Origin of the sequence: Flaviramulus basaltis (genome assembly GCF_900114265.1) — a bacterium.
Taxonomy (GTDB): domain Bacteria; phylum Bacteroidota; class Bacteroidia; order Flavobacteriales; family Flavobacteriaceae; genus Flaviramulus; species Flaviramulus basaltis.
Window position 1 is genome coordinate 815,721 of the sequence record NZ_FPKV01000002.1, and the last position, 24,622, is coordinate 840,342.

Sequence of the window (24,622 nt, forward strand, 5' to 3'; positions counted from 1 at the left end):
ACATTTTGTTTAATGTTTCATTAAAAACATTAAATAATATTACTTTTGAAAAAGTAAAAATTCAAAATTTGAGAACAGCTATTTTATTTCTAATGTTTATAATGGTCGTGTCGTGTAAAAGCGAGACCAAAAAACCAAAATTAGACGTTACTATTGAAAACCCTATGGAATTAAAATATGCCAAAGGTTTTTCAATAACAGATTATAAAACTTATAAAATTATAACCATTAAAAACCCTTGGCCAAAAGCCGAAAAAAATTATAAATATGTTTTAATTAATAAAGAAAATGCTGCTAAAACAAGTTTTATGATAGATGAATATGATGGTATTATTATAGAACCTATTCAAAAAATAGTGGTGACTTCTACAACTCATATTCCTGCTTTAGAACTATTAAATGTTGAGCAAACACTAGTTGGATTCCCTGGAACAGATTACATTTCTTCAGAAAAAACAAGAAAACGTATTAACAATAAAAGCATAAGAGAGTTAGGTAAAAATGAAGGGATAAATACCGAAGTTTTATTAGAATTAAAACCCGATTTAGTAATTGGCTTTGGTATAGATGGTAATAACAAAACTTTCGAAACCATAAAAAAATCTGGAATCCCGGTGATTTACAATGGAGATTGGGTTGAAAACTCACCTTTAGCCAAAGCCGAATGGTTAAAGTTTTTTGGTGCTTTATATAACAAAGAAAAACAAGCAGACTCTATTTTTAATACTATTGAAAAAAATTACTTAGAAGCAAAAAACTTAGCAAAATACGTTAAAAATAAACCTAGCATTTTAAGTGGCGCAATGCATAATGATGTGTGGTATTTACCAAATGGAAAAAGTACAGAAGCCCAACTTTTAAAAGATGCTCATGTAGATTATTTATGGAAAGAAAGTGAAGGTTCAGGAAGTTTACAATTAAGTTTTGAGTCTGTTTTTGTAAAAGCTAAAGATGCCGATATTTGGTTGAGTCCTTCTAATTACAAGAGTTTAGAAGCGCTTAAAAACGGTAGCTCTCAACATGCCATGTTTGAAGCTTTTAAAAATAAAAAAGTATATACATTTACCAATACAACAGGAGAAACTGGTGGTGTTTTATATTATGAATTAGGCATGTCTAGACCAGATTTGGTATTAAAAGACATTGTAAAAATATGTCATCCTAATTTATTAAAAAACTACACACCTTACTTTTTCAAACCCTTAGAATAGAGTGCAAAATCAAAAAAAAACATATACAAATCCTTTTTTAGTTTTAAGCGCTATTCTTGTAATATGCTTCTTTATTAATATTAGTTTAGGCTCGGTTTACATTCCTTTAAAAGAAGTTTTTAATAGCCTTATCGGGCATGAAACTTCGCAAGAAGCTTGGCAACATATTATTCAAAATTACAGACTCCCAAAAGCCTTTACTGCTATTATTGTCGGTTCTGGGCTTGGTATTTCTGGGCTACTCATGCAAACCTTATTTAGAAACCCATTAGCAGGTCCTTTTGTTTTAGGAATAAGTTCTGGCGCTAGTTTAGGAGTTGCTTTGGTAATTTTAGGTTCTGGATTATTTGGAGGTATTTTTGCTACACTTTTTATTTCAAAATGGGGTATTGTTTTAGCTGCTAGTTTAGGTAGTTTTTTAGTATTATTATCTGTTATGATGGTGTCTTTAAAAATAAGAGATACTATGGCTATACTTATTATTGGACTCATGTTCGCTAGTATTACAGCAGCAATAGTAAGTGTACTCTCGTATTTTGGTTCTGCTCAACAATTACAACAATATATTTTTTGGGGTTTTGGAAGTCTTGGTAATTTATCTTGGGATGAGTTATTTATTCTATTTCTTATTTATGCCTTAGGAATTGTTTTTAGTATATTTTCCATTAAACCTTTAAACACTTTACTTTTAGGAGAAAATTATGCCAAAAGCTTAGGCTTAAACATAAAAAAAAGCAGACTAATCATTATTATTGCAACCAGCTTATTAGCAGGAACTATTACAGCTTTTGCTGGCCCTATTGCGTTTATTGGCTTAGCAATTCCACATTTAACACGTCAAGTTTTTAATACTGCAAGTCACAAAGTATTATTGCCTGCCGTATTTTTGTTTGGTGCTATTGTGATGCTTGTTTGCGATAGTATTTCGCAAATTCCTAATAGCGATTACACTTTACCAATTAATGCTATTACATCTTTAGTTGGCGCACCAGTTGTCATTTGGTTATTAGTAAGAAAACAAAAAATGGTTTTTTAATGGATACAAAAAATCAACATATCATTATAAAAACTAAAGATCTCTCAATAGGTTATGCTTCAAAAAAAGCACAAACTGTTATTGTATCAAACATAAATATTGAGTTAAAAAAAGGTGAACTTATTGGTTTAATTGGAGCAAATGGTATTGGAAAGTCTACACTGTTACGAACATTAACTAAAGTTCAAAAACCACTACAAGGCGATGTTTTAATTAATTCAAAATCGTTATCTAATTATCAAGCTGAAGATTTAGCCAAAGTGTTAAGTTTAGTTTTAACTGAGCAAATTACTGCGAAAAATTTGTCAGTTTTTGAGCTTGTAGCTTTAGGTAGACAACCCTACACGAATTGGATTGGAAATTTATCTCAAAACGATTTAACTATTATAAACAAAGCATTAAATCAAACCAATATTGATGATTTAAAATACAAAAAATGTTTTGAATTAAGTGACGGTCAACTACAAAAAGTAATGATTGCTCGTGCTTTAGCTCAAGATACAGATCTTATTATTTTAGATGAACCTACAACGCATCTAGATATGTATCATAAAGCATACATTTTAAAACTGCTTCAAAAACTAGCTAAAGAAACTAACAAAACCATTTTATTTTCATCGCACGAAATTGATTTAGCCATTCAACTATGTGACACTTTAATAGTGATAACAAATAATAAGGTGGTTTGCGATGAACCTTGTAAACTCATTGAAAAAGGTGTTTTTAATACACTTTTCCCAAAAGATTTAATTGCATTTGATGAAAAAACAGGAAGTTTCAGAGTAAATAAATAGATATAAAACATTTAAAATCTTCTTAGTTCTTATTTCCTACTTCAAACTAAAAATTTATCTTTGGTTAAACTTCAATTTTAAATGAACGACAACCTAATTCTTATCATTGCAATTCTTGTTTCAGCTTTAATTGGCGCCTATTTAGGGATGCTAATTTCAAAACTTAAAAGTAAAAGCGAAAGAAGCACATTAGAAGAACGTAATGCGAATTTGCAACAACAATTAATTGAATTCAAACAGTTTTCTGAAACTGAAAACAAAAAACAAGATTTATATTTTAATCAGCAATTAACTGAATTAAAAGACAATGTTTCTAAAATTGAAAAGGAACGTGAAGAAATACGCCGTGAAAAAGAATTTTTAAACTCAGAATTAGCCAGAAAAAATACTGAATACGAAAACTTACAACAACAAAGTTTAAAGCGTGATGCTGAAATTGAGGAACGCCAAGAGCAATTGCGTAAAGATTTTGAACTTTTAGCTACCAGAATACTTGATGAAAAATCAGAAAAATTCACACTTCAGAATAAAGAAAACATTAAAAATATTTTAACTCCGCTTCAAGAAAAAATTAAAACTTTTGAAGACAAAGTAGATTTAACACAAAAAGAAAGTATTAGTATGCATTCTGCTTTAAAAGAACAATTGTTAGGTTTAAAAGACCTTAACCAACAAATGACAAAAGAAACTACCAACTTGACTAGAGCTCTTAAAGGTGATAGTAAAATGCAAGGTAATTGGGGCGAATTAGTGTTAGAGCGTGTTTTAGAAAAATCTGGTTTAGAGAAAGATAGAGAGTACTTTGTGCAACAAAGTTTTAGTCTAGAAAATGGTTCTCGTGTATTACCCGATGTCGTTTTACATCTTCCAGATGGCAAAAAAATGATTATAGATAGTAAAGTATCTTTAACCGATTATGAACGTTTAGTAAATGCAGATGATGATGATAAACCTCAACATTTAAAAGCCCATGTCAATTCGATTAGAAAACATGTGGATCAACTTTCAGAAAAAAATTATCAAGATTTATATGATATAGAGTCACCAGATTTTGTATTAATGTTCATCCCAATAGAACCAGCTTTTGCTGTAGTTGTAAATGAAGATAATAGTATTTACAATAGAGCATTTGAGAAAAACATTGTTATTGTAACTCCTTCTACCCTATTAGCTACACTTCGCACTATTGACAGTATGTGGAACAATGAAAAACAACAACAAAATGCGATTGAAATAGCTCGACAAGCTGGTGCCCTTTATGATAAATTTGAAGGTTTAGTTAGTGATTTAACCGGTGTTGGAAAAAAGATTGATGGTGCAAAAAGCGACTATTCTGCCGCCATGAATAAACTAGTTGAAGGTAAAGGAAACCTAATTACTAGTGTTGAAAAACTTAAAAAAATGGGAGCTAAAGCTAAAAAAGCACTTCCGGAAGCTATTATTAAACGTGCTCAAGAAGACGACTAAATTTTAAAACATACTATGAAAATATTAATTAAAATATTTATTGGGTTACTTATAATAGTAGCGGGATTTTTCTGTTTTGTTTACTTTTTGCATTATAGCGAAGGTGTTAGAGCAGGAAAACTGGTTAAGTTTAGTAGTAAAGGCATGCTTTTCAAAACATGGGAAGGCGAAATAAGTCAAGGAGTTTCAGAATCTCAAATATTTATTTTCTCTGTTGAAGACAGTGAAAAAGAAGTCATTGAAGATCTTAACAGATTACAAGGTAAATTTGTAAAACTCAATTATTTTGAACGTTACAAAAAGCTGTTTTGGCTAGGTGACACCAAATACTTTATTACCAAAATTGAAGAAGAACAAGACTAACAAATTTAGAATATATGTTTAAACACCCTAAAGAATCTAGAATAACAATAACGCAACTTATGCTTCCTTCTCACTCTAATTTTAGTGGAAAAATTCATGGTGGATTTATTTTAAATTTAATGGATCAAATTGCTTTTGCATGTGCATCAAAACACTCTAGAAATTATTGTGTGACAGCCTCTGTAAATAAAGTTGATTTTTTAAACCCCATAGACGTAGGCGAGTTAGTAACCTTAAAAGCTTCCGTTAATTATACAGGAAGAACATCTATGGTTGTTGGTGTTCGTGTTGAATCTGAAGTTGTACAAACTGGTAAAAAGAAACATTGTAACTCTTCTTATTTCACTATGGTGGCTAAAGATGATAACGGTAAAAACGTTCCTGTTCCTGGTTTAATTTTAGATACCGAAGAAAGTGTTAGGAGGTTTGCAAGAAGTTTAGCTAGACAAGAGCAATCGAGAAAACGTTCCAATCGTTTTAAATCTTCAGAATTTAAAATAGAAGAGCATTTAGAGTCTATTAAATCACAAAATGCAAAACTAGAATTAAAATAAAAAAGCCGCTTTAAAGCGGCTTTTTTATTTTTATTTACTCAAATACATTTTTCGTCTTGAATATAAATCGTAGAATTCATCATCTTTTAAACCATCAATAAACAAAATGCTCTCACCAGTACTTTTCATTTCTGGCCCTAGTTTTTTATTTACGTTATGAAATTTATTAAAAGAGAAAACAGGTTGCTTAATGGCGTAACCGTTTAATTGTGGATTAAAATTAAAGTCTTTCACTTTCTTTTCTCCCAACATTACCTTAGTAGCATAATTCACATAAGGTTCCCCGTATGCTTTTGCAATAAATGGAACCGTTCTAGAAGCTCTTGGATTGGCTTCAATAATGTAAACGATATCATCTTTAATAGCAAATTGAATATTTATTAATCCAACGGTTTTTAATGCTAAAGCTATCGTTTGTGTATGATCTTTAATTTGCTGCATTACCAAATCCCCTAGATTGAAAGGTGGTAGCACCGAATTGCTATCCCCAGAATGTATTCCACAAGGTTCAATATGTTCCATAATACCTATAATGTAAACATCTTCACCATCACAAATAGCATCAGCTTCGGCCTCAATGGCACCATCTAAATAATGATCTAAAAGCAATTTATTTCCTGGCATTCTGCTCAATAAATCAACAACATGCATTTCTAGTTCTTCTTTATTAATCACAATTTTCATGCCTTGTCCACCAAGCACATAAGAAGGACGTACTAGAATAGGAAAATCTAAAACATCAGCAATTGCAGAAGCTTCATCTGCAGTTGTTGCGATATCAAACTCTGGATAAGGAATATTATTCTCTTTTAAAAGGTTTGAAAACAAGCCTCTATCTTCAGCTAAGTCTAATGCTTCGTAACTAGTTCCTAATATTTTAATACCATATTTAGTTAACTTTTCTGCAAGTTTTAAAGCCGTTTGTCCACCAAGTTGCACGATAACACCTTCTGGTTTTTCGTGTTTAATGATATCGTAAATATGTTCCCAGAAAACAGGTTCAAAATATAACTTATCAGCAGTATCAAAATCGGTAGAAACTGTTTCAGGATTACAGTTAATCATAATGGTTTCATAATCACATTCAGCCGCAGCTAAAACACCATGAACACAACAGTAATCAAACTCAATTCCTTGGCCAATTCTATTTGGTCCAGATCCTAAAACAATAACTTTTTTTCTATTGGTTACAACACTTTCATTATCTGCATATCGTTTACCATCTGCAGTTTCCATATCGCTCTCAAAAGTTGAATAATAATATGGTGTTTTTGCTTGAAACTCTGCAGCACAAGTATCAACTAGTTTATAAACTCTATTTACACCTAACTCTTCTCTTTTGTTATAAACTTGACTTTCTAAACAACCCAACATATGCGCTATTTGTCTGTCACCATATCCTTTTTGTTTAGCTTCTAACAATAAGTCTTTTTGAATGGTATCTATTTTAAAAGTAGAGATTTCATTTCTAAGGAAATGTAATTCTTCATATTGCTTTAAAAACCACATGTCTATTTTAGTGATTTCATGAATTCTACTCAATGGAATTCCCATGGCAATGGCGTCGTAAATTATAAAAACACGATCCCAAGAAGCATATGTTAACTTCTCTATAATTTGTTCGTAGTTCTTATTTTCTTTACCATCAGCTCCTAATCCATTACGCTTAATTTCTAATGACTGCGTCGCTTTATGCAATGCTTCTTGGAACGAACGGCCAATACCCATTACCTCTCCAACAGATTTCATTTGGAGACCTAAAGTTCTATCTGAGCCTTCAAATTTATCAAAATTCCAACGTGGTATTTTTACAATTACATAATCTAAAGTTGGCTCAAATAAAGCCGAAGTAGATTTTGTAATTTGATTATTTAATTCATCTAAATGATAACCCAATGCTAATTTAGCAGCTATTTTAGCAATAGGATATCCTGTTGCTTTACTTGCTAATGCAGAAGAACGCGATACACGTGGGTTAATTTCAATAGCAATAATATCTTCTTTTTCATCTGGAGAAACTGCGAATTGCACATTACAACCACCTGCAAAATCACCAATACTTCGCATCATATGAATAGCCATATCACGCATTTTTTGATATGTTCTATCACTTAAAGTCATAGCTGGAGCAACTGTAATAGAATCTCCAGTGTGGATTCCTATTGGATCCATATTTTCTATCGAGCAGATGATTACTACATTATCGTTTGAATCTCTAAGCAACTCTAACTCATATTCTTTCCAGCCAATTAATGCTTTATCAATCATAACTTCGTGAATTGGAGAAATCTCTAATCCGCGAGTTAATAACTCATCAAAATCTTCTTCTTTATGAACGAATGAAGCACCTGCTCCACCTAAAGTAAATGACGCTCTAATTATTAGAGGAAAACCAAACTCTTGTGCAATTTCTTTACCTTTTAAATATGACGTTGCTGTAGCTTGAGGAGCCATTGGAATCCCAATTTTCAACATCAATTCTCTAAACTTTTCTCTATCTTCAGTAATGTTTATAGCATCAATATCAACCCCTATAATTTCTACACCAAAATCTTTCCAAATTCCTTTTTCATCAGCCTCAATACATAAATTTAATGCGGTTTGTCCTCCCATTGTTGGTAAAACAGCATCAATTTGAGGGTGGTCTTTTAAAATTTTTATAATCGATTTTGTTGTTAAAGGAAGTAAATAAACATGGTCTGCCATTGAAGGATCAGTCATGATTGTTGCAGGATTAGAATTGATAAGAACAGTTTCAATTCCATCTTCTCTAAGCGATCTTAATGCTTGAGTTCCTGAGTAATCAAATTCACATGCTTGTCCAATAACAATAGGACCTGAGCCAATAATTAGTATCGATTTAAGTTTTGAATTCTTTGGCATTTTAAATTGTTATATGTTGTATTATAATTTATTACAAAAATAGTAAACAGCAGATATAAAAAAAGGCGTTACACTTAAGTAACACCTTTAAAATATCAACAATTGTTAATCATTATTTCTTATGTCTTGTTTCAGTTGACACAGATAATTTTTTTCTTCCTTTAGCTCTTCTACGTGCTAATACCTTTCTACCGTTTGCAGAAGCCATTCTCTCTCTGAAACCGTGTTTGTTTCTTCTTTTTCTTTTAGAAGGCTGAAATGTTCTTTTACTCATTATCTTGTATCTTTAAATCTGAAATTGTAATTTTAGTAACTCTTAGGCTTTCTCCAAAACCGAGGGCAAATATACAAAGCCTTTATTACTTTGCAAATCATTTTTGAAAAAATATTTTTTAATTTTTTCTTTTAAGACTAATTCCTTGTTACACCCTTATTTATTTGGGCTAATCTTATTTTTTTATCAAATATCTATAAGCTTTTTTTGATAAAAATTTAGTTTCTTTGCAGTGTAAAAACAACAAAAGAGTTCGTTTTACATAAAATAACATCTTTTTTATTTCAAATTTAACATCATGTACAATAAAATTATAAAACTTATTATAGCTGCTGGTATCATTGCTTTTGCGGTTTACCAATTTACTGAAGGTTATATTGGTAATGGTATCATGCTTATTTTTTTATCTCTAATTTTTGTGTTTCTTTATTTTAAAAATGAATTTATTTTATTGGCTTTTTTACGCTTAAGAAAACAAGATTTTGAAGGTGCTAAAAAATGGTTAAACAAAATTAAAAAGCCTGAAACTGCTTTAGTAACTAAACAACAAGGTTATTTTAATTATTTACATGGTATTATGGTGTCTCAAAGCAATATGAATGATGCCGAAAAATATTTTAAGAAAGCGATTTCTTTAGGCTTATCTATGGACCATGATTTAGCTATGGCTAAACTTAATCTAGCTGGTATTGCATTTTCAAAACGAAGAAAGCAAGAGGCTCAAAAATTACTTACCGAGGCTACGAAATTAGACAAACAAGGCATGTTGACGGATCAAATTAAGATGATGAAAGACAACATGAAGCGTTCACAAATGCCAAATCAACATTATGGTACTGGTGGTTCTGTAAGGGCTCAAAAAAGACGAGGTTAAATTAAAGGCGACCAAAGCCTACAATAAGACTCCTTTATTTTATCGAATTTTGTGCGGTTTAAGTAAGTTGCAGAATCTACTTGATTACAATCTTTCATGTCTTCTAAAAAATGCTGTTTAAGCAATTTACTATTTTCTTTATCGTAAATTAAAGAGTTAATTTCAAAGTTTATATTGAAGCTTCTATAGTCCATATTAGATGTCCCTACTGTTGCAAAAATATCGTCTACAACCATTGTTTTTGCATGCACAAATCCTTTGCTATACTTATAAACTTTAATGTCAGCTTTTAATAAAGCTTCTAGATAAGAGTTTGAAGCGTGCTTGACAATCCAAGAATCTGATTTTTCTGGAATAATTAACCTGACATCTACTCCACTTTTGGAGGCTATTTGTAATGCTGTTATCATTTCATCATTTGGCACAAAATAAGGAGTAGTTATATAAACATATTCGTTTGCAGTAATAATTGCAGTTAAAGTAACTTCCATAATATTAGCCCAATCTGTATCTGGTCCGCTTGCTGCAATTTGTATGGCTACTTGATTTTTTTTCTCTTCAATATGAGGGAAATATGATTTATATATAGTTGGTTTCTCTTCAGAAACAAAATTCCAAGTAGATAAAAAATGAATCTGTAACGACTTAACGGCATCACCTATTATTCTTAAATGTGTGTCTCTCCAATATTTGTGTGTTCTGTTTTCATTGAGGTATTCATCACCTATATTTATTCCTCCTACATAACCTATTTCACCATCAATAACTGCTATTTTTCTATGGTTTCTATAGTTCATCTTACCAGTAAACTTAGAAAAAAGAACTGGCATAAATGGAAAATGAAGAACATTAGAGTTTGTTAATTTAGATTTCATTTTGTTAGAAATACTACTTCCAACATCATCGTAAATAAGTCTAACCTCTATACCTTCTTTTGCTTTTTCACATAATAAATCAAGAATTCTTGTACCTATAGTATCATCTTTTACAATATAATATTCAAGATGAACATGATGTTTTGCAGACTTAATATCCTCTATTAAGTTTTCAAACTTAACATCTCCATTTTTAAATATATCTATGTTGTTATTTAAAGTTAAAGGTTCGTTTTCGTTACTGTAAATCAACTTAACTAGCTTTACTTTTTCATCTAAATAACGATCTACTTTTTCAAGTTCTTTTTTACTAAACTCTAATTCTTCGTTAATAGATTTAACAACATTTTTATTTAGGATATATTTTCTACTGAAGATTTTTGTTTTACGATACTCTTGACCAAACAAATAGTAAACCACAAGACCTAAAAAAGGAAAAAACACTAAAACTATAATATAGGATAGTGTTTTTGTTGGGTTTATATTTTTAAGAACAACTGTTATTACAGCTGATGCTGCAACTAAGTAGTTAAGAATAATAAGTGTGTTCCAATAATTTTCCTTTATAAATTCAAGCATATCAATATTTATTGATAGTAGCCTTCTTTAGGAATTTCTATATGGTATAACTTTCTTGATCTATTGTTTAAATATGGCTCTCTCAACCAAGGATTATGAAGTTTTAAAATTTTATAATTAATCCTAAAATTTTGTGCAAATTTAGAAAAATCTGTTACTGCTGTATCAACCTCTACCGTATATGTTGGTACATTTTTATACAAATCTTTTTCTCTAAAATTAAAACCGTATTTGGCTGGGTGTGATAAAATTTCTTTTAAGGCAACAATTCTAAATAAGTAACGCCCTGTTTCTTCTCCCAATAATAAATCATAATAACCTGTTACTTCTTGCTCTTTTAAACGTTTAGAAACGCCTGCATTACCAGCATTATAAGCCGCTGCAGCTAACGTCCAAGAACCTAATTCTTCCTTAGATTTTAATAAATATTTACAAGCAACTTCAGTAGCTTTTTCTAAATGATAACGCTCATCAACATTATCGTTTACTTCTAAACCGTTCTCTCTACCTGTTGCGGGCATAATTTGCCAAACACCTCGTGCACCAGCAGGAGATACTGCATTTGTTAAACCACTTTCAATTACTGCTAAATATTTGAAATCATCTGGAATACCATTTTTGGCTAAAATAGGTTCTATAATTGGAAAATATTTTTCAGATCGTTTAAACATTAACAACCCATTAGATTGCCAATAAGTGTTAACCAACAATTCTCTATCCATACGCTCTAAAATGTCTGGGTTTTTAAGAGGCATGGATTCTCCAGCAAAATCTAAATTTTCTGGCACTTGTAGCGCATAAACATTATAATCGTTTATAAGTTTTTTTTCAAAATTTTCATCTGTTGGGGCATCTTGTAGCGCATAAATAAATAAGGCACATAAACTTAATAATCCCACAAACGCTAAGGCTTTCTGTACTATCTCCATCTTTAAAAAGTTTTGCTTAAAATTATAAAAAATAATTGGAATTACTGTGTTTTAGTCGTTTAAAATAATATTGGGTAAATGTTCGTTAAACCACTTGTATTTATTAATAATCATGATATGTGAACCGTTTTTTACAGTAATACAATTTGTAATATTTTTAATTGGAAAAACAGCATCATTATCTCCATGAATGTGAATAATATTTGGATTATGATTTTCATCACTCCAACTCACCATATTTTTTATAGACCAATTTAAATACCTTGTATCGTTTACAGATAGATATTTTTTATATAGCTCTAAACGTTTTGTCACATTACTACCAAAAGCATATTTAGCAAGTAATTCAATATTACTTGCTAATTGAGTTGGCACGAGTTTATAGGCTTTAGTCGCTTTTGCTATTAACATTCGTTTTGGAAGCTCGTGCATTGTTTTTACACTAGATACAATAATGAGTTTTCTAACAGAAATATGCTTACTTATTTCTTGTACAATAACGCCTCCAAAGGATACTCCTAGCAAAACAATGTTATCATGTTTTATATGCTTAGAAACTCTTAAAGCATAATCACTAATAGACTCATTATCATTAGGAATTATCCATTCTAATAAATGAATTTCAAATTGATTTTCTGGCAATTTTATATATTCAAATATTTTTGAGCTTGCTGCCATCCCTGGCATTAAATATACGTGTATTATCTCCTTATTCATTATTTGCTAAAATTAAGCCAATCAAATTTAAAATTAAATAAACTAAATGCTAATAGTTTATTTTAGAAGATATTAACTTATAAACCAACTATTACTAACGTTTTTTTTTGTACTTTTGCACCGCAAACTTATATAAAATAGTCTACACTATTTTACATTCCGCATAATTTAAAAAATTTACACCATGGTTGATGCAGCTGAACTTATTGACAACGATTTTTTACGACAATTTGAAATAAAAATTGATGACCATTTAGCAAAAATTGAATACTCATTGCAAGAACGAAAGATTTTTCTAACAAAACTTATAATCCCTGAAGAAATTAAAGACGAAAATTTTAAAAAGGATTTTTTAGCCCTTGTTTTTGAACAAATTGAAGAACGCAACTTAAGCGTTGTACCTACTAGTCCAGAAATAGCTAAATTTGTGAGGAGCAACAGAAAGTACAAACGTATGTTACCTGTAGGTCTAAGAATATAATTTTCAATTATAACAATAAACAAAAAAACCGAAGCTTTTTAAGCTTCGGTTTTTTTGTTTATTAAATGTTTTTAATTATTATTTGCTAGTAATATTGTGAATAATTATCTGATATTTTATCTAAAAAGAAATCTTTTGAGGTACTTAAAACAAGTTGGTTATCAGAATTTATTTTATAAGTTTCCTCTAAATTATTCTCTAATACAATTACTTTATTGTCTTTATATTTCCAATCAAAAGAATGTGCACTTGAATTCTCTTCTTCAGATGTAATATTTTTATAAATTTTTAAACCTGTATGATTTAAACCAAAAACTAGTGTATATGTATCTGTTAAATTTGAACTAGAAACGGTTCTCTCCCAAACGCCAAGTAATTTATTATTTTGGTCAATATTATCTTTAGAACAAGATATAAAGAAAGATAGATATAAAAACTAAAGTTGTAAATAATTGAAGGTGTCTTTTCATATACAATATAAAGCTACTTTAATATAAAATAAATACTTTCAATAAACCTAGAACAGTATTTAAACTAAATCAAAAAAAGTCGTTTAAAATCAAGAAATTTAGGCATAAAGTTTTTTTTAATTAACTTCCATAACGTGGTTTACAATATCAATTCTTACCAAACCATCATCATCAATTTTTGTTAGCTTAACTTTATGCAAAGTATTAACTAATTCTGGATTCCATGGCGCTTTTACTTTAACATAATTTTCAGTAAAACCTTGTATATAACCTTCTTTGTTTTCACTTTCAAATAAAACGGTTCTAGTTGTTCCTGTTTGGCTCTCATAAAATGCACGACGCTTTTTTACTGACAAACCACGTAACATTTTACTACGTTTACTTCTTATATTTTTTGGCACAACATTATCCATTTCTGCCGCTTCGGTATTATCACGTTCAGAATAAGTAAACACATGCAAGTATGAAATATCTAGTTCATTCAAAAAGTTGTATGTCTCTAAAAAATGCTCATCAGTTTCACCAGGAAAACCAACAATAACATCAACACCAATACAAGCATGAGGCATCACTTGTTTTATTTTAGCAACCCTATCAACATACAATTCTCGCATGTAACGACGTTTCATTTTTTTAAGAATATCGTTACTTCCAGATTGTAAAGGAATATGAAAATGAGGTACAAAAGCTCTTGATTTTGAAACTAAATCAATCGTTTCGTTTTTTAACAAATTTGGCTCTATAGAAGAAATTCTTAAACGCTCAATACCGTCAACTTTATCTAACTCTGTAACCAAGTCCAAAAACGTATGTTCATGTTTTTTATTACCAAATTCGCCTTTCCCATAATCACCAATATTTACACCAGTTAAAACAATTTCTTTTATATTTTGTTTTGCTATTTCTTTAGCATTTTTCAAAACACTTTCCATGGTATCACTACGTGAAATACCACGAGCTAAAGGAATTGTGCAATATGTACATTTATAATCGCAACCATCTTGTACTTTTAAAAAAGCACGCGTTCTATCTCCTATTGAGTAAGAACCTACATAAAAATCTGCTTCTTCAATCTCACAAGAATGCACTTCGCCAAAATCATTTTTAGAAAGATCGTTTATATAATCGGTAATCTTAAATTTTTCAGTTGCACCAAGTACTAAATCCACACCATTTACATCAGCTAATTCTTGTGGTTTAAGTTGTGCATAACAACCAACGGCAGCAACAAAAGCATCAGGATTCGCTTTTTGTGCTTGTTTTACAATGGTTTTAAAACGCTTGTCTGCATTTTCGGTAACCGAACAAGTATTAATAACATAAATATCTGCTTTTTCAGAAAAATCTACGCGATTAAAACCTTCATCCTTAAAATTTCTAGCAATCGTAGACGTTTCAGAAAAATTTAGTTTACAACCTAAAGTATAAAATGCGACTTTCTTTCTCATTATAATTTGTTACCCTGAACTTGTTTCAAGATTTTTTAAAATTTATCTTTACCGTTAAAAGACTGCAAATTTACAACTATTAAGTTATATGATAAAACCTATTTTAAAACAAATAATTAACTATTTATCAATTAGTTGTATTACATTTTTATTTTTTTCCTGCGGAAGTAATTCCAACTCTAGCAAAGACCATTTGGTTTTTCGTTACAACGAATATGCAAATATTAACACCCTAGACCCTGCCTTTTCAAGAACTTTGCAAGACAATTCGGTTTCTAATCAATTATTTAACGGTTTAGTACAATTAGATAGTGATTTAAACATCTTACCATGTATAGCAAAAAATTGGACGGTTTCAAATGATGGAACAACCTATACATTTTCATTACGTGATGATGTCTTTTTTCACAAACATAAATTATTTGGAAAAGATTCAACACGTGTGGTTAAAGCTAATGATTTTGAATATAGTTTAAATAGGTTAAGAGATGATAAAATTGCAGCTCCTGGTAGTTGGGTTTTAAATAAAGTTGATGACTTTAAAGCTATTAACGACACGCTTTTTGAGATTAAATTAAAACAGCCATTCCCTGCTTTTATAGGTTTATTAACTATGAAATACTGCTCTGTTGTACCAAAGGAAATAGTTGATTATTATGGTTCTGAATTTCGTTCAAATCCTATAGGAACAGGACCATTTAAATTTAAACGTTGGGAAGAAAACATAAAACTTGTTTTGAGAAAAAATGAGCTCTATTTTGAAAAAGATAGTTTAGGTAATGCTTTACCATATTTAGAGGCTGTAGCTTTAACTTTTTTACCAGATAAACAAAGTGAATTTTTACAATTCATACAAGGCAACTTAGACTTTTTAAACAGTTTAGACACCTCATATAAAGACGAACTACTAACGGCAGATGGACAACTTCGAGATACTTATACCAAAAATGTTAATATGATTCGTGGCCCTTACTTAAATACCGAATATTTAGGGTTTTACTTGGATTCTGAAACACCCGAAATAAAATCGGAACTTATAAGGAAAGCCATAAATTATGGTTTTGACAGAAAAAAAATGATTATCTACTTACGCAATGGCATAGGCAATCCTGCAAATGGTGGCTTTATACCAATTGGACTTCCTGGCTACAATGAGTCTATTGGTTTTTCTTATCAACCTGAAAAATCAAAACAATTAATTGAACAATTTAAAGAAGAAAGTGGTATAACTAACCCTGAAATCACTTTAGTAACCACCAGTAATTACCTAAGTTTTTGTGAGTTTATACAACGTGAACTTGAAAAAAATGGATTAATAATTAATGTTGATGTCATGCCAGAAGCCTCTTTAAGATCAGCCAGATCAAACGGAAAAGTAGATATGTTTAGGAGTTCTTGGATTGCTGATTATTTAGATGCCGAAAACTATTTATCAATATTTTACAGTAAAAATTTTGCTCCTAATGGTTCAAATTACTTTCATTACAAAAGTGCTCAGTTTGATAGTTTATACAATAAAGCATTTACAGTAACTAATATAGATGAACGAAAACATTTGTACACAACCATGGACTCTTTGGCTATGCAAAAAGCACTCATGGTTCCTTTATTCTATGATGAAGTGATTCGATTTACAAGAAAAAATGTAACAGGCTTAGGAATTAACCCTATTAATCTATTAGATTTAAAATACATTAGAAAGAACTGATTTCGTTCTCTTTTATTTCACCAAATTCAAGCTCTTCTTTTTTTTCATTTATAACACCAAAAACTATTAAATATATTGAAAGACCATAAAACAGCATGATTAGAAAATCCTGATATGGTATATCCGTTTTAAATGTTTTTATTGCCATAATACCTTCACTTATAATAAACAATATAATACCAAAAAACACGTAGAGATAACTCTTTTTGTTAAACACGTCTTTTCTTAAGTAAGCAAATTGAAACATTAATAATGTTAAAAAAAAGCTGAATAATGCGGGTACTAAAAAAGCTTTAAGATCTTTATAAAGATATCCTATTATAAAGATAACATACCCAAACATAATAATGGTAAAAGGAATTAATCTGGAAACATTAAAATCTTTCTTATGTGAAAATTTTATACAAAAAAATATTTTTCCAACTGAAAAAAACAATAAACTCAAACTTAAAGAAATAATATTCGTGTGATTAATAACAAGTATGTCTCCAATAAAAAAGAATGATAAAGCAAAAAGCAACCATCTATGCTTTTTTTTATCATTATCAATTTTATTGAAATAAAAATAACTCATTAAAAGAGGCAATAACCAAAGTTTTGTTATATATCTATACGGAAAAATTGGAAGTTGTATTTTTACAAAAATGTCGATTAAAAGTATTGAAAAATAAAGCAGCGCGAACTGTTTATGATTCGTAAAAACATATTTTACCATTATTTAAGATTAGGGATAATCTCGATAAAACTAACAAAAATATCGTTTAAAAGCTATTTTACTTTAAAATAATTAATATTATAATGCTTTTCTTCATCTATTGTTAATGAAAAACAATTTTATTGGCGACGATATTTTTGAGTTTCCTCAAAAACGTGCTCTAAAATATCTTGATCATCTTTAGAAAATTCAACTTCTCGTCTAGACATAACCTCTTTAGCAACTTCAAAAGCTTTTTTTGTTTGATATGTTGTAAAACCACTACTACCGCCCCAACTAAAACTAGGCACAAAATTTCTTGGAAAACCACTTCCAAAAATATTGGTACTTACACCTATAACGGTACCTGTATTAAACATAGTATTTATGCCACATTTACTATGATCCCCCATCATAAGTCCACAAAATTGTAATCCTGTTTTTGCGAAGCCCTCGGTTTTATAATCCCACAAACGAACTTCGGCATAATTATTTTTTAAGTTAGAAGTATTGGTATCTGCTCCTAAATTACACCATTCACCTAATACGGAATTTCCTAAAAACCCATCATGTCCTTTATTCGAATAAGCAAAAAGAACTGAATTATTCACCTCACCTCCCACTTTACTATACGGTCCCACAGTAGTTGGCCCATAAATTTTAGCTCCCATCTTTACAATTGCATTCTCACATAAAGCAAAAGGACCTCTAATTATAGACCCTTCCATTATTTCAGCATTTCTACCAATATAAATAGGACCATTAGTTGCGTTAAGGGTTGTAAATTCTAATTTTGCACCTTCTTCAATAAAAATATTTTCTGGAGCTATAACATTATTACTTGATGGTATTGATTTTGATTTTTGTCCATTGGTTAATAAATTAAAATCTTCTTGAATCGCATCTCCATTTTTAGAAAAAATATCCCAAGTGTGTTCTATTTTAATAATATCTTCAGTAAACTCAATAGCTTCATATGTATTGAAATCTATGTCTTCTTGAGCTTCTTTGGTAAAAAAAGCAATAACATCTTCATCTTTAAAAATTGCTTGGTTAATTGTTAAATCTTTAACCATTTCAACCAATTCTAAATTAGGAAGGTAAGATGAATTAATCATTATATTTTCATCCATTTCTACCATAGGATATTTTTCAGATAAATAATCTTCCGTAATTGTTGTTGTTGTTGCTTCAAGAAAAGCTTCCCATTTTTCACGTATAGTTAATATCCCAATGCGGATATCTGCCACTGGACGAGTAAATGTAAATGGCAATAAATTGTTACGTGAAGGACCATCAAAAAGAATGTAATTCATAGTAAAGTTGGGAATTAAAAGTTTTAAATTACTTTATTCTACCTTTATATACATCCAAAAGTAGTTTAATTGTATAAAATAAAAAAGCCTTTCAAAATTGAAAGGCTTAATAAATATGATATGACTCTAAAATTATTTTTTGAATTTAGAGTATTTGTTTTTGAACTTATCAATACGACCAGCTGTATCTACTAATTTAGATTTACCAGTGTAGTATGGATGAGATGTTCTAGAAATCTCCATTTTAACTAATGGATATTCAACACCATCAACTTCAAGAGTTTCGTTAGTATCTGCAGTAGATTTTGTTAAAAACACATCTTCGTTAGACATATCTTTAAATGCTACCATTCTATAATTTTCTGGGTGTATACCTTTTCTCATCGCTAAATGCTTTTTATTCTTTTCAATTTTGGAAGTGCAAATTTAAGAATTTTTTACAAATTCACAATACTTTTTAATAATTTTTATTTTTAAGTATTTTGTAACGATTTGTTATATTTGAATACTAACTAAGAAACTAATCAAATTAAACAAAATTTTATGGAAAAACCTTTAAAGTCTATTGCTGTTAATTATGGCCTATATTTAGGAGTTTTATTAGCATTAATAACCGTTCTCGCTTACGCGGTTAACATCGAACTACTAACCAACATGTGGGTAGGTATACTAATAATTATTATTATAATTGTATTTGGAATTATTTCAGTTGCAAAAATCAAACAAGTAAAAAATGGATTTGCTTCTTTTAAAGAAGCTTTTACATCATACTTCATAACAGTAATTATAGGGTTATTAATTAGTACATTAGTCTCTTTTCTATTATTTAATTTTATTGATACTGATGCGGCTGAAGTTTTAAAAGAAAAGACAATTGAAAAAACCGTTGAAATGTTAGAAGGATTTAATACTCCTTCTGATGTTATTGCCCAAACAGTTGAGCAAATTGAATCTCAAAATCAATATTCTATAGGTAATATATTTAAAGGCCTAGCAGGATATCTTGTTTTTTTTAGTATAATTGGATTAATAGTTGCGGCTGTAATGAAAAAAAATAATCCAGACGCAGAATAAATTCAGTATTTTTGAAACATCAAATTTTGAAAATATTTAAATGAATATATCAGTAGTCATACCACTACTTAACGAACAAGACTCTTTAACCGAATTACATGATTGGATTGCAAAAGTTATGCAATTCAATCATTTTTCATATGAAATTATCTTCATTGATGATGGTAGTATAGATGATTCATGGAAAATAATAAGTCAGCTATCACAAAAAGACAGTAATGTTAAAGGCATTAGGTTTTTAAAAAACTTCGGTAAATCGCAAGCACTTCATGCTGGGTTTGAAAAAACCCAAGGTGATGTTGTAATCACGATGGATGCCGACTTACAGGATAATCCAGACGAAATCCCCGAACTTTACAACATGATTAAAAATGAGGGGTTTGATTTGGTTTCAGGTTGGAAAAAAGTACGTTACGACTCTGTTATTTCTAAAAACTTACCTTCAAAATTATTCAATTGGGCAGCTAGAAAAACATCAGGTGTTAAGCTAAATGACTTTAATTGCGGTCTTAAAGCTTACCATATTGATGTTGTTAAAAACATAGATATTAATGGAGAAATGCATCGTTACATACCTGTGCTTTCAAAAAATGCTGGTTTTACTAAAATAGGTGAAAAAGTAGTACAACATCAAGCTAGAAAATATGGTGAGACTAAATTTGGCATGAACCGTTTTGTTCATGGTTTTTTAGATTTAATTACCATTTGGTTTTTGTCTCGTTTTGGTAAGCGACCTATGCATTTATTTGGTGCTTTAGGCTTTATTATGTTTGCTGTTGGTTTTGCATTTGCATTATATCTTGGTATAGATAAATTATTTTTAAATCCTTCAGGAAGACTAATAACTCAACGTCCACAATTCTATCTATCACTTTCTACAATGATTATTGGTACTCAGTTTTTTATTGCAGGTTTTTTAGGAGAAATTGTTTTAAGAAACAGACAAGACAAAAAGCGCTATTTAATTAAAGATGAATTAAATTTAGGTTAAAACAACCTTTTTCTCTTCAAAATGCATACTTTTTTGAAAATTATTCTTTCTCAATTGTTTACTTTTGAAACATATTTCTAATAAAGCATTATGATACACATAGAACCAAAAATTTTAGATAGAATAAACTCCTGGTTGACATCTGTTTTTGATGAAGACACACAAAATACAATCAAAGAAAGCATTGCTAACAACCCAAAAGATATTCAAGAAAGTTTTTATAAAGACTTAGAATTTGGTACAGGTGGTATGCGTGGCGTAATGGGTGTTGGAACCAATAGAATAAATAAATATACACTTGGAAAAAGCACACAAGGTTTAAGTGATTATTTACATAAATCTTTTCCAAATGAAACACCTAAAGCGGTTATTGCTTACGATTGTAGACATAATAGTAAAACGCTTGCAAAAGTAGTTGCCGATGTCTTTTCTGCAAATGGTATAGAAGTATACTTATTTGAAGATTTAAGACCAACTCCAGAATTATCATTCGCAGTAAAACATTTAAATTGCCACTGTGGTATTGTTTTAACTGCATCTCATAATCCACCAGAATATAATGGTTACAAAGTATATTGGCAAGATGGCGGACAATTAGTGCCTCCGCATGATGATGCGGTTGTAAATATGATAAATGCCTTAAAATATAGCGACATTAAGTTTGAATCTAATAACAGTTTAATTCATTACATAGGCAAAGATGTAGACAATGTTTTTATTGATGCTTCTGTTAAAAATGGTAGTGTTGGCGCAACTCAAACTGCAAAAGATAATTTAACAATTGTTTTTACATCACTTCACGGAACTTCAATTACAGCTGTTCCTGAAACATTAAAACGTGCTGGTTATAAAAATGTTCATATTGTAAAAGAACAAGAGGTACCAAATGGTGACTTTCCAACAGTTAAATCACCAAATCCAGAAGAACCAGCTGCTTTAAAAATGGCTTTAGAATTAGCTGAAAAAGTAAATGCTGATATTGTTATAGGAACCGATCCAGATTGTGATAGATTAGGTGTTGCCGTTCGTAATTCTGAAAATGAATTACAACTTTTAAACGGAAATCAAACCATGTTAATGATGACAGATTTCTTATTAAAACAATGGAAAGCAGAAGATAAAATTAAAGGAAAAGAATTTATTGCATCTACTATAGTATCTACGCCTATGCTAACAAAATTAGCAAATGCTTATGGTGTTGATAGTAAAATTGTTTTAACTGGTTTTAAATGGATTGCAAAACTTATCCATGATTTCCCAGAATTGGATTTTATTGGTGGTGGTGAAGAAAGTTTTGGTTTTATGGTTGGAGATTTTGTTCGCGATAAGGATGCTGTTACCTCTACCCTTTTAGCATGCGAAATTGCAGCTATTTCAAAATCGACTGGTAGCTCATTTTACAATGAACTTATCAAACTTTATCTTGAACACGGTTGCTACAAAGAAAAATTAGTTTCAATTACTAAAAAAGGAATTGAAGGCGCACAAGAAATTAAGCAAATGATGATTGATGCTCGCGAAAATCCATTTACTGTAATTAACAACTCTAAAGTGGTTAAAATTGAAGATTATCAATCTTCTAAAACAAAACACTTACTTACTGGGAAAGAAAACACTATTGATGTTCCAAAATCTAATGTATTAATTTATTATACAGAAGATGGTAGCCAAGTAGCCTTGAGACCAAGTGGAACTGAGCCAAAAATAAAATTTTATGTTAGTGTAAATACAGCTTTAAAATCTGTTGAAGATTTTAAAAATATTGAAACTCAACTTGATGATAAAGCTGATGCTATTTTAAAAGATATGAATCTAATTTAATGAACCACTTTTTAAATATTTTAAGGTACGCAAAACCTTATAAAAGTTATGCCATAGGACACATTATATCTAATGTGTTTTTTGCTTTATTTGGTGCATTATCTTTTGTTGCATTAATACCAATGCTCGATATTTTATTCGAAAAAGATAAAGTAGCCTCAATTGTAAAACCTGTTTATACTGGCATTTCAAACTTAAAAGACTTTTACAAAGACTATCTGGCTTATCAAGTTAATTTATTTGCAGAAAACGATCCTCAAAAAGCATTATTACTAGTCGTTAGCCTTATAATATCATTATTTTTATTAAAAAACATATTTGGGTATTTAGCAAATTACTTCATGGTATTTTTAAGAAATGGAGTGGTTCGAGATTTAAGAAATGCTGTTTACAAAAAAACTGTTGAATTACCACTATCTTATTTTTCTGAACAAAAGAAAGGAGATATCATGGCTCGTGTAACAAATGATGTTTCTACACTTCAATACTCGATGCTACCCGTTTTAGAACTTATTGCAAGAGAACCTTTAATGATTATCATTACCATACTTATGATGCTAATCATCAGTGCTAAACTCACTCTATTTGTATTTATTTTTATCCCTTTATCCGGTTTAATAATATCTAGAATAGGAAAAAGCTTAAAAAGAAAATCTGATCGTGTACAAAAAGAACAAGGTGTTATATTATCTACTTTAGAAGAAACCTTAACGGGCTTAAGAATTATAAAAGGTTTTAATGCTGAAGAAAAATTTGACAATAAATTTAGAGAATCTTCAAATCGTTTTTATAACTTTTCAAACAAGCTTTTAAATCGCCAAAACTTGGCATCACCAACAAGTGAATTTTTAGGAATTTTAGTCATTTCTATTTTACTGTGGTATGGTGGTCAATTAGTCCTTGTAGATAAATCACTTGATGGCAGTTCTTTTATAGCCTATATGGGGTTAGCATATAATATTATGGTTCCAGCAAAGGCTATTTCTAGAGGGCTTTATAATATCAAACAAGGAAATGCGGCTGCAGAACGTATTCAAGAAATTATTGATACCGACAATCCTTTAAAGGATAAAGAAAACGCTATAACCAAAAATACTTTTGATTCTGAAATAGAATTCAAAAACATTTCATTTAAATATGAAAATGATTATGTTTTAAAAGATTTCTCATTAATCATACCAAAAGGAGAAAAAGTAGCATTTGTAGGTCAATCTGGTAGTGGTAAATCTACCATTGCAAACCTAATCACACGTTTTTATGATGTAAATAAAGGAAGTATTTTAATTGACGGAATAGACATTCGTGATTTAGCAACAGCTTCATTACGTAATCAATTAGGAATTGTTACACAAGATGCTATTTTATTTAATGACAGTATTAAAAATAACATAAAACTTGGTAGCGAAAAAGCAACAGATGAAGACGTTATTGAAGCTTTAAAAGTAGCCAATGCATGGGAATTTGTTAAGGATTTGCCTAACACTATAGAAACTAATATTGGTGATTCTGGAAACAAACTTTCTGGCGGACAAAAACAACGTTTAAGTATTGCACGTGCTGTTTTAAAAAGTCCCCCTATTATGATTTTAGATGAAGCAACCTCTGCATTAGATACCGAAAGTGAACGTTTAGTACAAGTTGCTTTAGAGAACATGATGAAAAACAGAACATCTATTGTTATTGCGCACAGATTATCAACTATTCAAAATGCTGATGAAATAGTAGTACTTAATAAAGGTGAAATTGTTGAACAAGGAAAACACAATGATCTTATTACTAAAAACGGTGTTTATAAAAAACTCGTAGACATGCAAAGTTTTGAATAAAGAAACACCTACTGTATAAAATATAAAAAAGGATAGAGACTTGGGCTTCTATCCTTTTTTGTTTATGTTAGACTTGGGGAAGACTAACAACATAAGTAGGTTTCGGTACAAAAATATATCATAAAAACATACTGCACAAGAAAAAATGTATTTAATCGTATTTTAAATACACTTAATCGATAAAATAATATTCAATAAACTGTATATCAAGCATTTATTCAAATCATTAAAAAACTA

22 protein-coding genes are annotated in these 24,622 nt (G+C 29.9%); 13 read left to right on the forward strand and 9 right to left on the reverse strand.

What is annotated here, in order from left to right; all coding sequences use genetic code 11:
• Positions 1 to 68 precede the first annotated feature (68 nt).
• The 6 genes from BT151_RS10250 (at position 69) to BT151_RS10275 (ending at position 5,425) form a co-directional block, all read left to right on the forward strand.
• Positions 69 to 1,211 carry an ABC transporter substrate-binding protein gene (locus tag BT151_RS10250; RefSeq protein WP_245794786.1) on the forward strand — a complete coding sequence of 381 codons (1,143 nt, stop codon included), beginning with the start codon at positions 69 to 71 and terminating at the stop codon, positions 1,209 to 1,211.
• A 1-nt stretch (position 1,212) separates the two neighbouring features.
• Positions 1,213 to 2,247 carry a FecCD family ABC transporter permease gene (locus BT151_RS10255; protein ID WP_072401847.1) on the forward strand — a complete coding sequence of 345 codons (1,035 nt, stop codon included), beginning with the start codon at positions 1,213 to 1,215 and terminating at the stop codon, positions 2,245 to 2,247.
• Positions 2,247 to 3,041 (forward strand): ABC transporter ATP-binding protein, encoded by a 795-nt coding sequence (locus tag BT151_RS10260; RefSeq protein ID WP_072402635.1) that lies wholly within the window; start codon positions 2,247 to 2,249, stop codon positions 3,039 to 3,041. The genes BT151_RS10255 and BT151_RS10260 overlap by 1 nt, the downstream gene beginning before the upstream one ends.
• Before the next feature lie 81 nt (positions 3,042 to 3,122).
• On the forward strand, positions 3,123 to 4,508 hold the full coding sequence (rmuC, locus tag BT151_RS10265) for a DNA recombination protein RmuC (protein ID WP_072401849.1): 1,386 nt from the start codon (positions 3,123 to 3,125) through the stop codon (positions 4,506 to 4,508).
• Between the two features lie 15 nt (positions 4,509 to 4,523).
• Complete coding sequence (locus BT151_RS10270; RefSeq protein ID WP_072401851.1) at positions 4,524 to 4,871, forward strand: 6-phosphogluconate dehydrogenase; 348 nt, start codon at positions 4,524 to 4,526, stop codon at positions 4,869 to 4,871.
• Positions 4,872 to 4,885: 14 nt separating this feature from the next.
• Positions 4,886 to 5,425 carry an acyl-CoA thioesterase gene (locus BT151_RS10275; RefSeq protein ID WP_072401852.1) on the forward strand — a complete coding sequence of 180 codons (540 nt, stop codon included), beginning with the start codon at positions 4,886 to 4,888 and terminating at the stop codon, positions 5,423 to 5,425.
• Between the two features lie 30 nt (positions 5,426 to 5,455).
• Here BT151_RS10275 and carB read toward each other — a convergent pair whose 3' ends face one another.
• Together carB and rpmH are read right to left on the reverse strand one after the other, a co-directional pair.
• A complete protein-coding gene (gene carB, locus BT151_RS10280; protein ID WP_072401854.1) occupies positions 5,456 to 8,308 on the reverse strand; it encodes a carbamoyl-phosphate synthase large subunit in 2,853 nt (950 codons plus the stop codon).
• Positions 8,309 to 8,420: 112 nt separating this feature from the next.
• The gene (gene rpmH, locus BT151_RS10285; protein ID WP_042495769.1) at positions 8,421 to 8,582 is read right to left on the reverse strand and encodes a 50S ribosomal protein L34; all 162 of its coding nucleotides are present in this window, start codon (positions 8,580 to 8,582) and stop codon (positions 8,421 to 8,423) included.
• A gap of 298 nt (positions 8,583 to 8,880) precedes the next feature.
• Between rpmH and BT151_RS10290 the strand changes: the two genes are divergently transcribed.
• A complete protein-coding gene (locus tag BT151_RS10290; RefSeq protein ID WP_072401856.1) occupies positions 8,881 to 9,456 on the forward strand; it encodes a tetratricopeptide repeat protein in 576 nt (191 codons plus the stop codon).
• Here BT151_RS10290 and cls read toward each other — a convergent pair.
• From cls to BT151_RS10305, 3 genes are read right to left on the reverse strand one after another with little or no spacing between them, the layout of a single operon-like run.
• Positions 9,453 to 10,910 carry a cardiolipin synthase gene (gene cls, locus BT151_RS10295; protein ID WP_072401858.1) on the reverse strand — a complete coding sequence of 486 codons (1,458 nt, stop codon included), beginning with the start codon at positions 10,908 to 10,910 and terminating at the stop codon, positions 9,453 to 9,455. The two genes, BT151_RS10290 and cls, sit on opposite strands and share 4 nt — an antisense overlap.
• A gap of 8 nt (positions 10,911 to 10,918) precedes the next feature.
• Entirely contained in the window at positions 10,919 to 11,839 is a 921-nt protein-coding gene (locus BT151_RS10300; protein ID WP_072401860.1) for a lytic transglycosylase domain-containing protein, read from the reverse strand.
• Positions 11,840 to 11,890: 51 nt separating this feature from the next.
• Complete coding sequence (locus BT151_RS10305) at positions 11,891 to 12,556, reverse strand: alpha/beta hydrolase family protein (protein WP_072401861.1); 666 nt, start codon at positions 12,554 to 12,556, stop codon at positions 11,891 to 11,893.
• A 184-nt stretch (positions 12,557 to 12,740) separates the two neighbouring features.
• On the opposite strand from BT151_RS10305, the gene BT151_RS10310 reads away from it, so the two are divergent.
• Positions 12,741 to 13,037, forward strand: coding sequence for an N-acetyltransferase (locus tag BT151_RS10310; protein WP_072401863.1), 297 nt, complete (start codon positions 12,741 to 12,743; stop codon positions 13,035 to 13,037).
• Between the two features lie 586 nt (positions 13,038 to 13,623).
• Here the strand turns inward: BT151_RS10310 and mtaB are convergent.
• Positions 13,624 to 14,955 (reverse strand): tRNA (N(6)-L-threonylcarbamoyladenosine(37)-C(2))-methylthiotransferase MtaB, encoded by a 1,332-nt coding sequence (gene mtaB / locus BT151_RS10315; RefSeq protein ID WP_072401865.1) that lies wholly within the window; start codon positions 14,953 to 14,955, stop codon positions 13,624 to 13,626.
• Positions 14,956 to 15,043: 88 nt separating this feature from the next.
• On the opposite strand from mtaB, the gene BT151_RS10320 reads away from it, so the two are divergent.
• The gene (locus tag BT151_RS10320; protein ID WP_072401867.1) at positions 15,044 to 16,663 is read left to right on the forward strand and encodes an ABC transporter substrate-binding protein; all 1,620 of its coding nucleotides are present in this window, start codon (positions 15,044 to 15,046) and stop codon (positions 16,661 to 16,663) included.
• On the opposite strand, the gene BT151_RS10325 is transcribed toward BT151_RS10320, so the two are convergent.
• From BT151_RS10325 to BT151_RS10335, 3 genes are all read right to left on the reverse strand, one after another.
• Positions 16,650 to 17,378 carry a lysoplasmalogenase family protein gene (locus tag BT151_RS10325; protein WP_072401869.1) on the reverse strand — a complete coding sequence of 243 codons (729 nt, stop codon included), beginning with the start codon at positions 17,376 to 17,378 and terminating at the stop codon, positions 16,650 to 16,652. The two genes, BT151_RS10320 and BT151_RS10325, sit on opposite strands and share 14 nt — an antisense overlap.
• Positions 17,379 to 17,497: 119 nt before the next feature.
• Positions 17,498 to 18,673, reverse strand: a complete 1,176-nt coding sequence (locus tag BT151_RS10330) for a GlmU family protein (protein ID WP_072401871.1) — start codon at positions 18,671 to 18,673, stop codon at positions 17,498 to 17,500.
• A 132-nt stretch (positions 18,674 to 18,805) separates the two neighbouring features.
• Entirely contained in the window at positions 18,806 to 19,057 is a 252-nt protein-coding gene (locus tag BT151_RS10335; RefSeq protein WP_072401873.1) for a type B 50S ribosomal protein L31, read from the reverse strand.
• A gap of 159 nt (positions 19,058 to 19,216) precedes the next feature.
• Between BT151_RS10335 and BT151_RS10340 the strand changes: the two genes are divergently transcribed.
• From BT151_RS10340 to BT151_RS10355, 4 genes are all read left to right on the forward strand, one after another.
• Positions 19,217 to 19,747 carry a DUF4199 domain-containing protein gene (locus tag BT151_RS10340; protein WP_072401875.1) on the forward strand — a complete coding sequence of 177 codons (531 nt, stop codon included), beginning with the start codon at positions 19,217 to 19,219 and terminating at the stop codon, positions 19,745 to 19,747.
• A 40-nt stretch (positions 19,748 to 19,787) separates the two neighbouring features.
• Positions 19,788 to 20,738, forward strand: a complete 951-nt coding sequence (locus tag BT151_RS10345; RefSeq protein WP_072401877.1) for a glycosyltransferase family 2 protein — start codon at positions 19,788 to 19,790, stop codon at positions 20,736 to 20,738.
• A 90-nt stretch (positions 20,739 to 20,828) separates the two neighbouring features.
• Positions 20,829 to 22,559: a phospho-sugar mutase gene (locus BT151_RS10350; protein WP_171946627.1), complete on the forward strand. Its 1,731-nt coding sequence runs from the start codon at positions 20,829 to 20,831 to the stop codon at positions 22,557 to 22,559.
• On the forward strand, positions 22,559 to 24,385 hold the full coding sequence (locus BT151_RS10355) for an ABC transporter ATP-binding protein (protein ID WP_072401879.1): 1,827 nt from the start codon (positions 22,559 to 22,561) through the stop codon (positions 24,383 to 24,385). Before BT151_RS10350 ends, BT151_RS10355 begins: the two co-directional genes overlap by 1 nt.
• The last annotated feature ends 237 nt before the right edge of the window (positions 24,386 to 24,622 follow it).

What these genes read in the sequence shown, in the direction of transcription:
- mtaB (WP_072401865.1), bottom strand. Translation starts at nt 14,955, where the DNA reads ATGAGAAAGAAAGTCGCATTTTATACTTTAGGTTGTAAACTAAATTTT.
- BT151_RS10300 (WP_072401860.1), bottom strand. Translation starts at nt 11,839, where the DNA reads ATGGAGATAGTACAGAAAGCCTTAGCGTTTGTGGGATTATTAAGTTTA.
- BT151_RS10345 (WP_072401877.1), top strand. Translation starts at nt 19,788, where the DNA reads ATGAATATATCAGTAGTCATACCACTACTTAACGAACAAGACTCTTTA.
- BT151_RS10275 (WP_072401852.1), top strand. Translation starts at nt 4,886, where the DNA reads ATGTTTAAACACCCTAAAGAATCTAGAATAACAATAACGCAACTTATG.
- BT151_RS10335 (WP_072401873.1), bottom strand. Translation starts at nt 19,057, where the DNA reads ATGAGAAAAGGTATACACCCAGAAAATTATAGAATGGTAGCATTTAAA.
- BT151_RS10260 (WP_072402635.1), top strand. Translation starts at nt 2,247, where the DNA reads ATGGATACAAAAAATCAACATATCATTATAAAAACTAAAGATCTCTCA.
- BT151_RS10330 (WP_072401871.1), bottom strand. Translation starts at nt 18,673, where the DNA reads ATGAATTACATTCTTTTTGATGGTCCTTCACGTAACAATTTATTGCCA.
- cls (WP_072401858.1), bottom strand. Translation starts at nt 10,910, where the DNA reads ATGCTTGAATTTATAAAGGAAAATTATTGGAACACACTTATTATTCTT.
- BT151_RS10310 (WP_072401863.1), top strand. Translation starts at nt 12,741, where the DNA reads ATGGTTGATGCAGCTGAACTTATTGACAACGATTTTTTACGACAATTT.
- rmuC (WP_072401849.1), top strand. Translation starts at nt 3,123, where the DNA reads ATGAACGACAACCTAATTCTTATCATTGCAATTCTTGTTTCAGCTTTA.
- BT151_RS10340 (WP_072401875.1), top strand. Translation starts at nt 19,217, where the DNA reads ATGGAAAAACCTTTAAAGTCTATTGCTGTTAATTATGGCCTATATTTA.
- BT151_RS10325 (WP_072401869.1), bottom strand. Translation starts at nt 17,378, where the DNA reads ATGGTAAAATATGTTTTTACGAATCATAAACAGTTCGCGCTGCTTTAT.
- BT151_RS10320 (WP_072401867.1), top strand. Translation starts at nt 15,044, where the DNA reads ATGATAAAACCTATTTTAAAACAAATAATTAACTATTTATCAATTAGT.
- BT151_RS10305 (WP_072401861.1), bottom strand. Translation starts at nt 12,556, where the DNA reads ATGAATAAGGAGATAATACACGTATATTTAATGCCAGGGATGGCAGCA.
- rpmH (WP_042495769.1), bottom strand. Translation starts at nt 8,582, where the DNA reads ATGAGTAAAAGAACATTTCAGCCTTCTAAAAGAAAAAGAAGAAACAAA.
- BT151_RS10290 (WP_072401856.1), top strand. Translation starts at nt 8,881, where the DNA reads ATGTACAATAAAATTATAAAACTTATTATAGCTGCTGGTATCATTGCT.
- BT151_RS10350 (WP_171946627.1), top strand. Translation starts at nt 20,829, where the DNA reads ATGATACACATAGAACCAAAAATTTTAGATAGAATAAACTCCTGGTTG.
- BT151_RS10355 (WP_072401879.1), top strand. Translation starts at nt 22,559, where the DNA reads ATGAACCACTTTTTAAATATTTTAAGGTACGCAAAACCTTATAAAAGT.
- BT151_RS10270 (WP_072401851.1), top strand. Translation starts at nt 4,524, where the DNA reads ATGAAAATATTAATTAAAATATTTATTGGGTTACTTATAATAGTAGCG.
- carB (WP_072401854.1), bottom strand. Translation starts at nt 8,308, where the DNA reads ATGCCAAAGAATTCAAAACTTAAATCGATACTAATTATTGGCTCAGGT.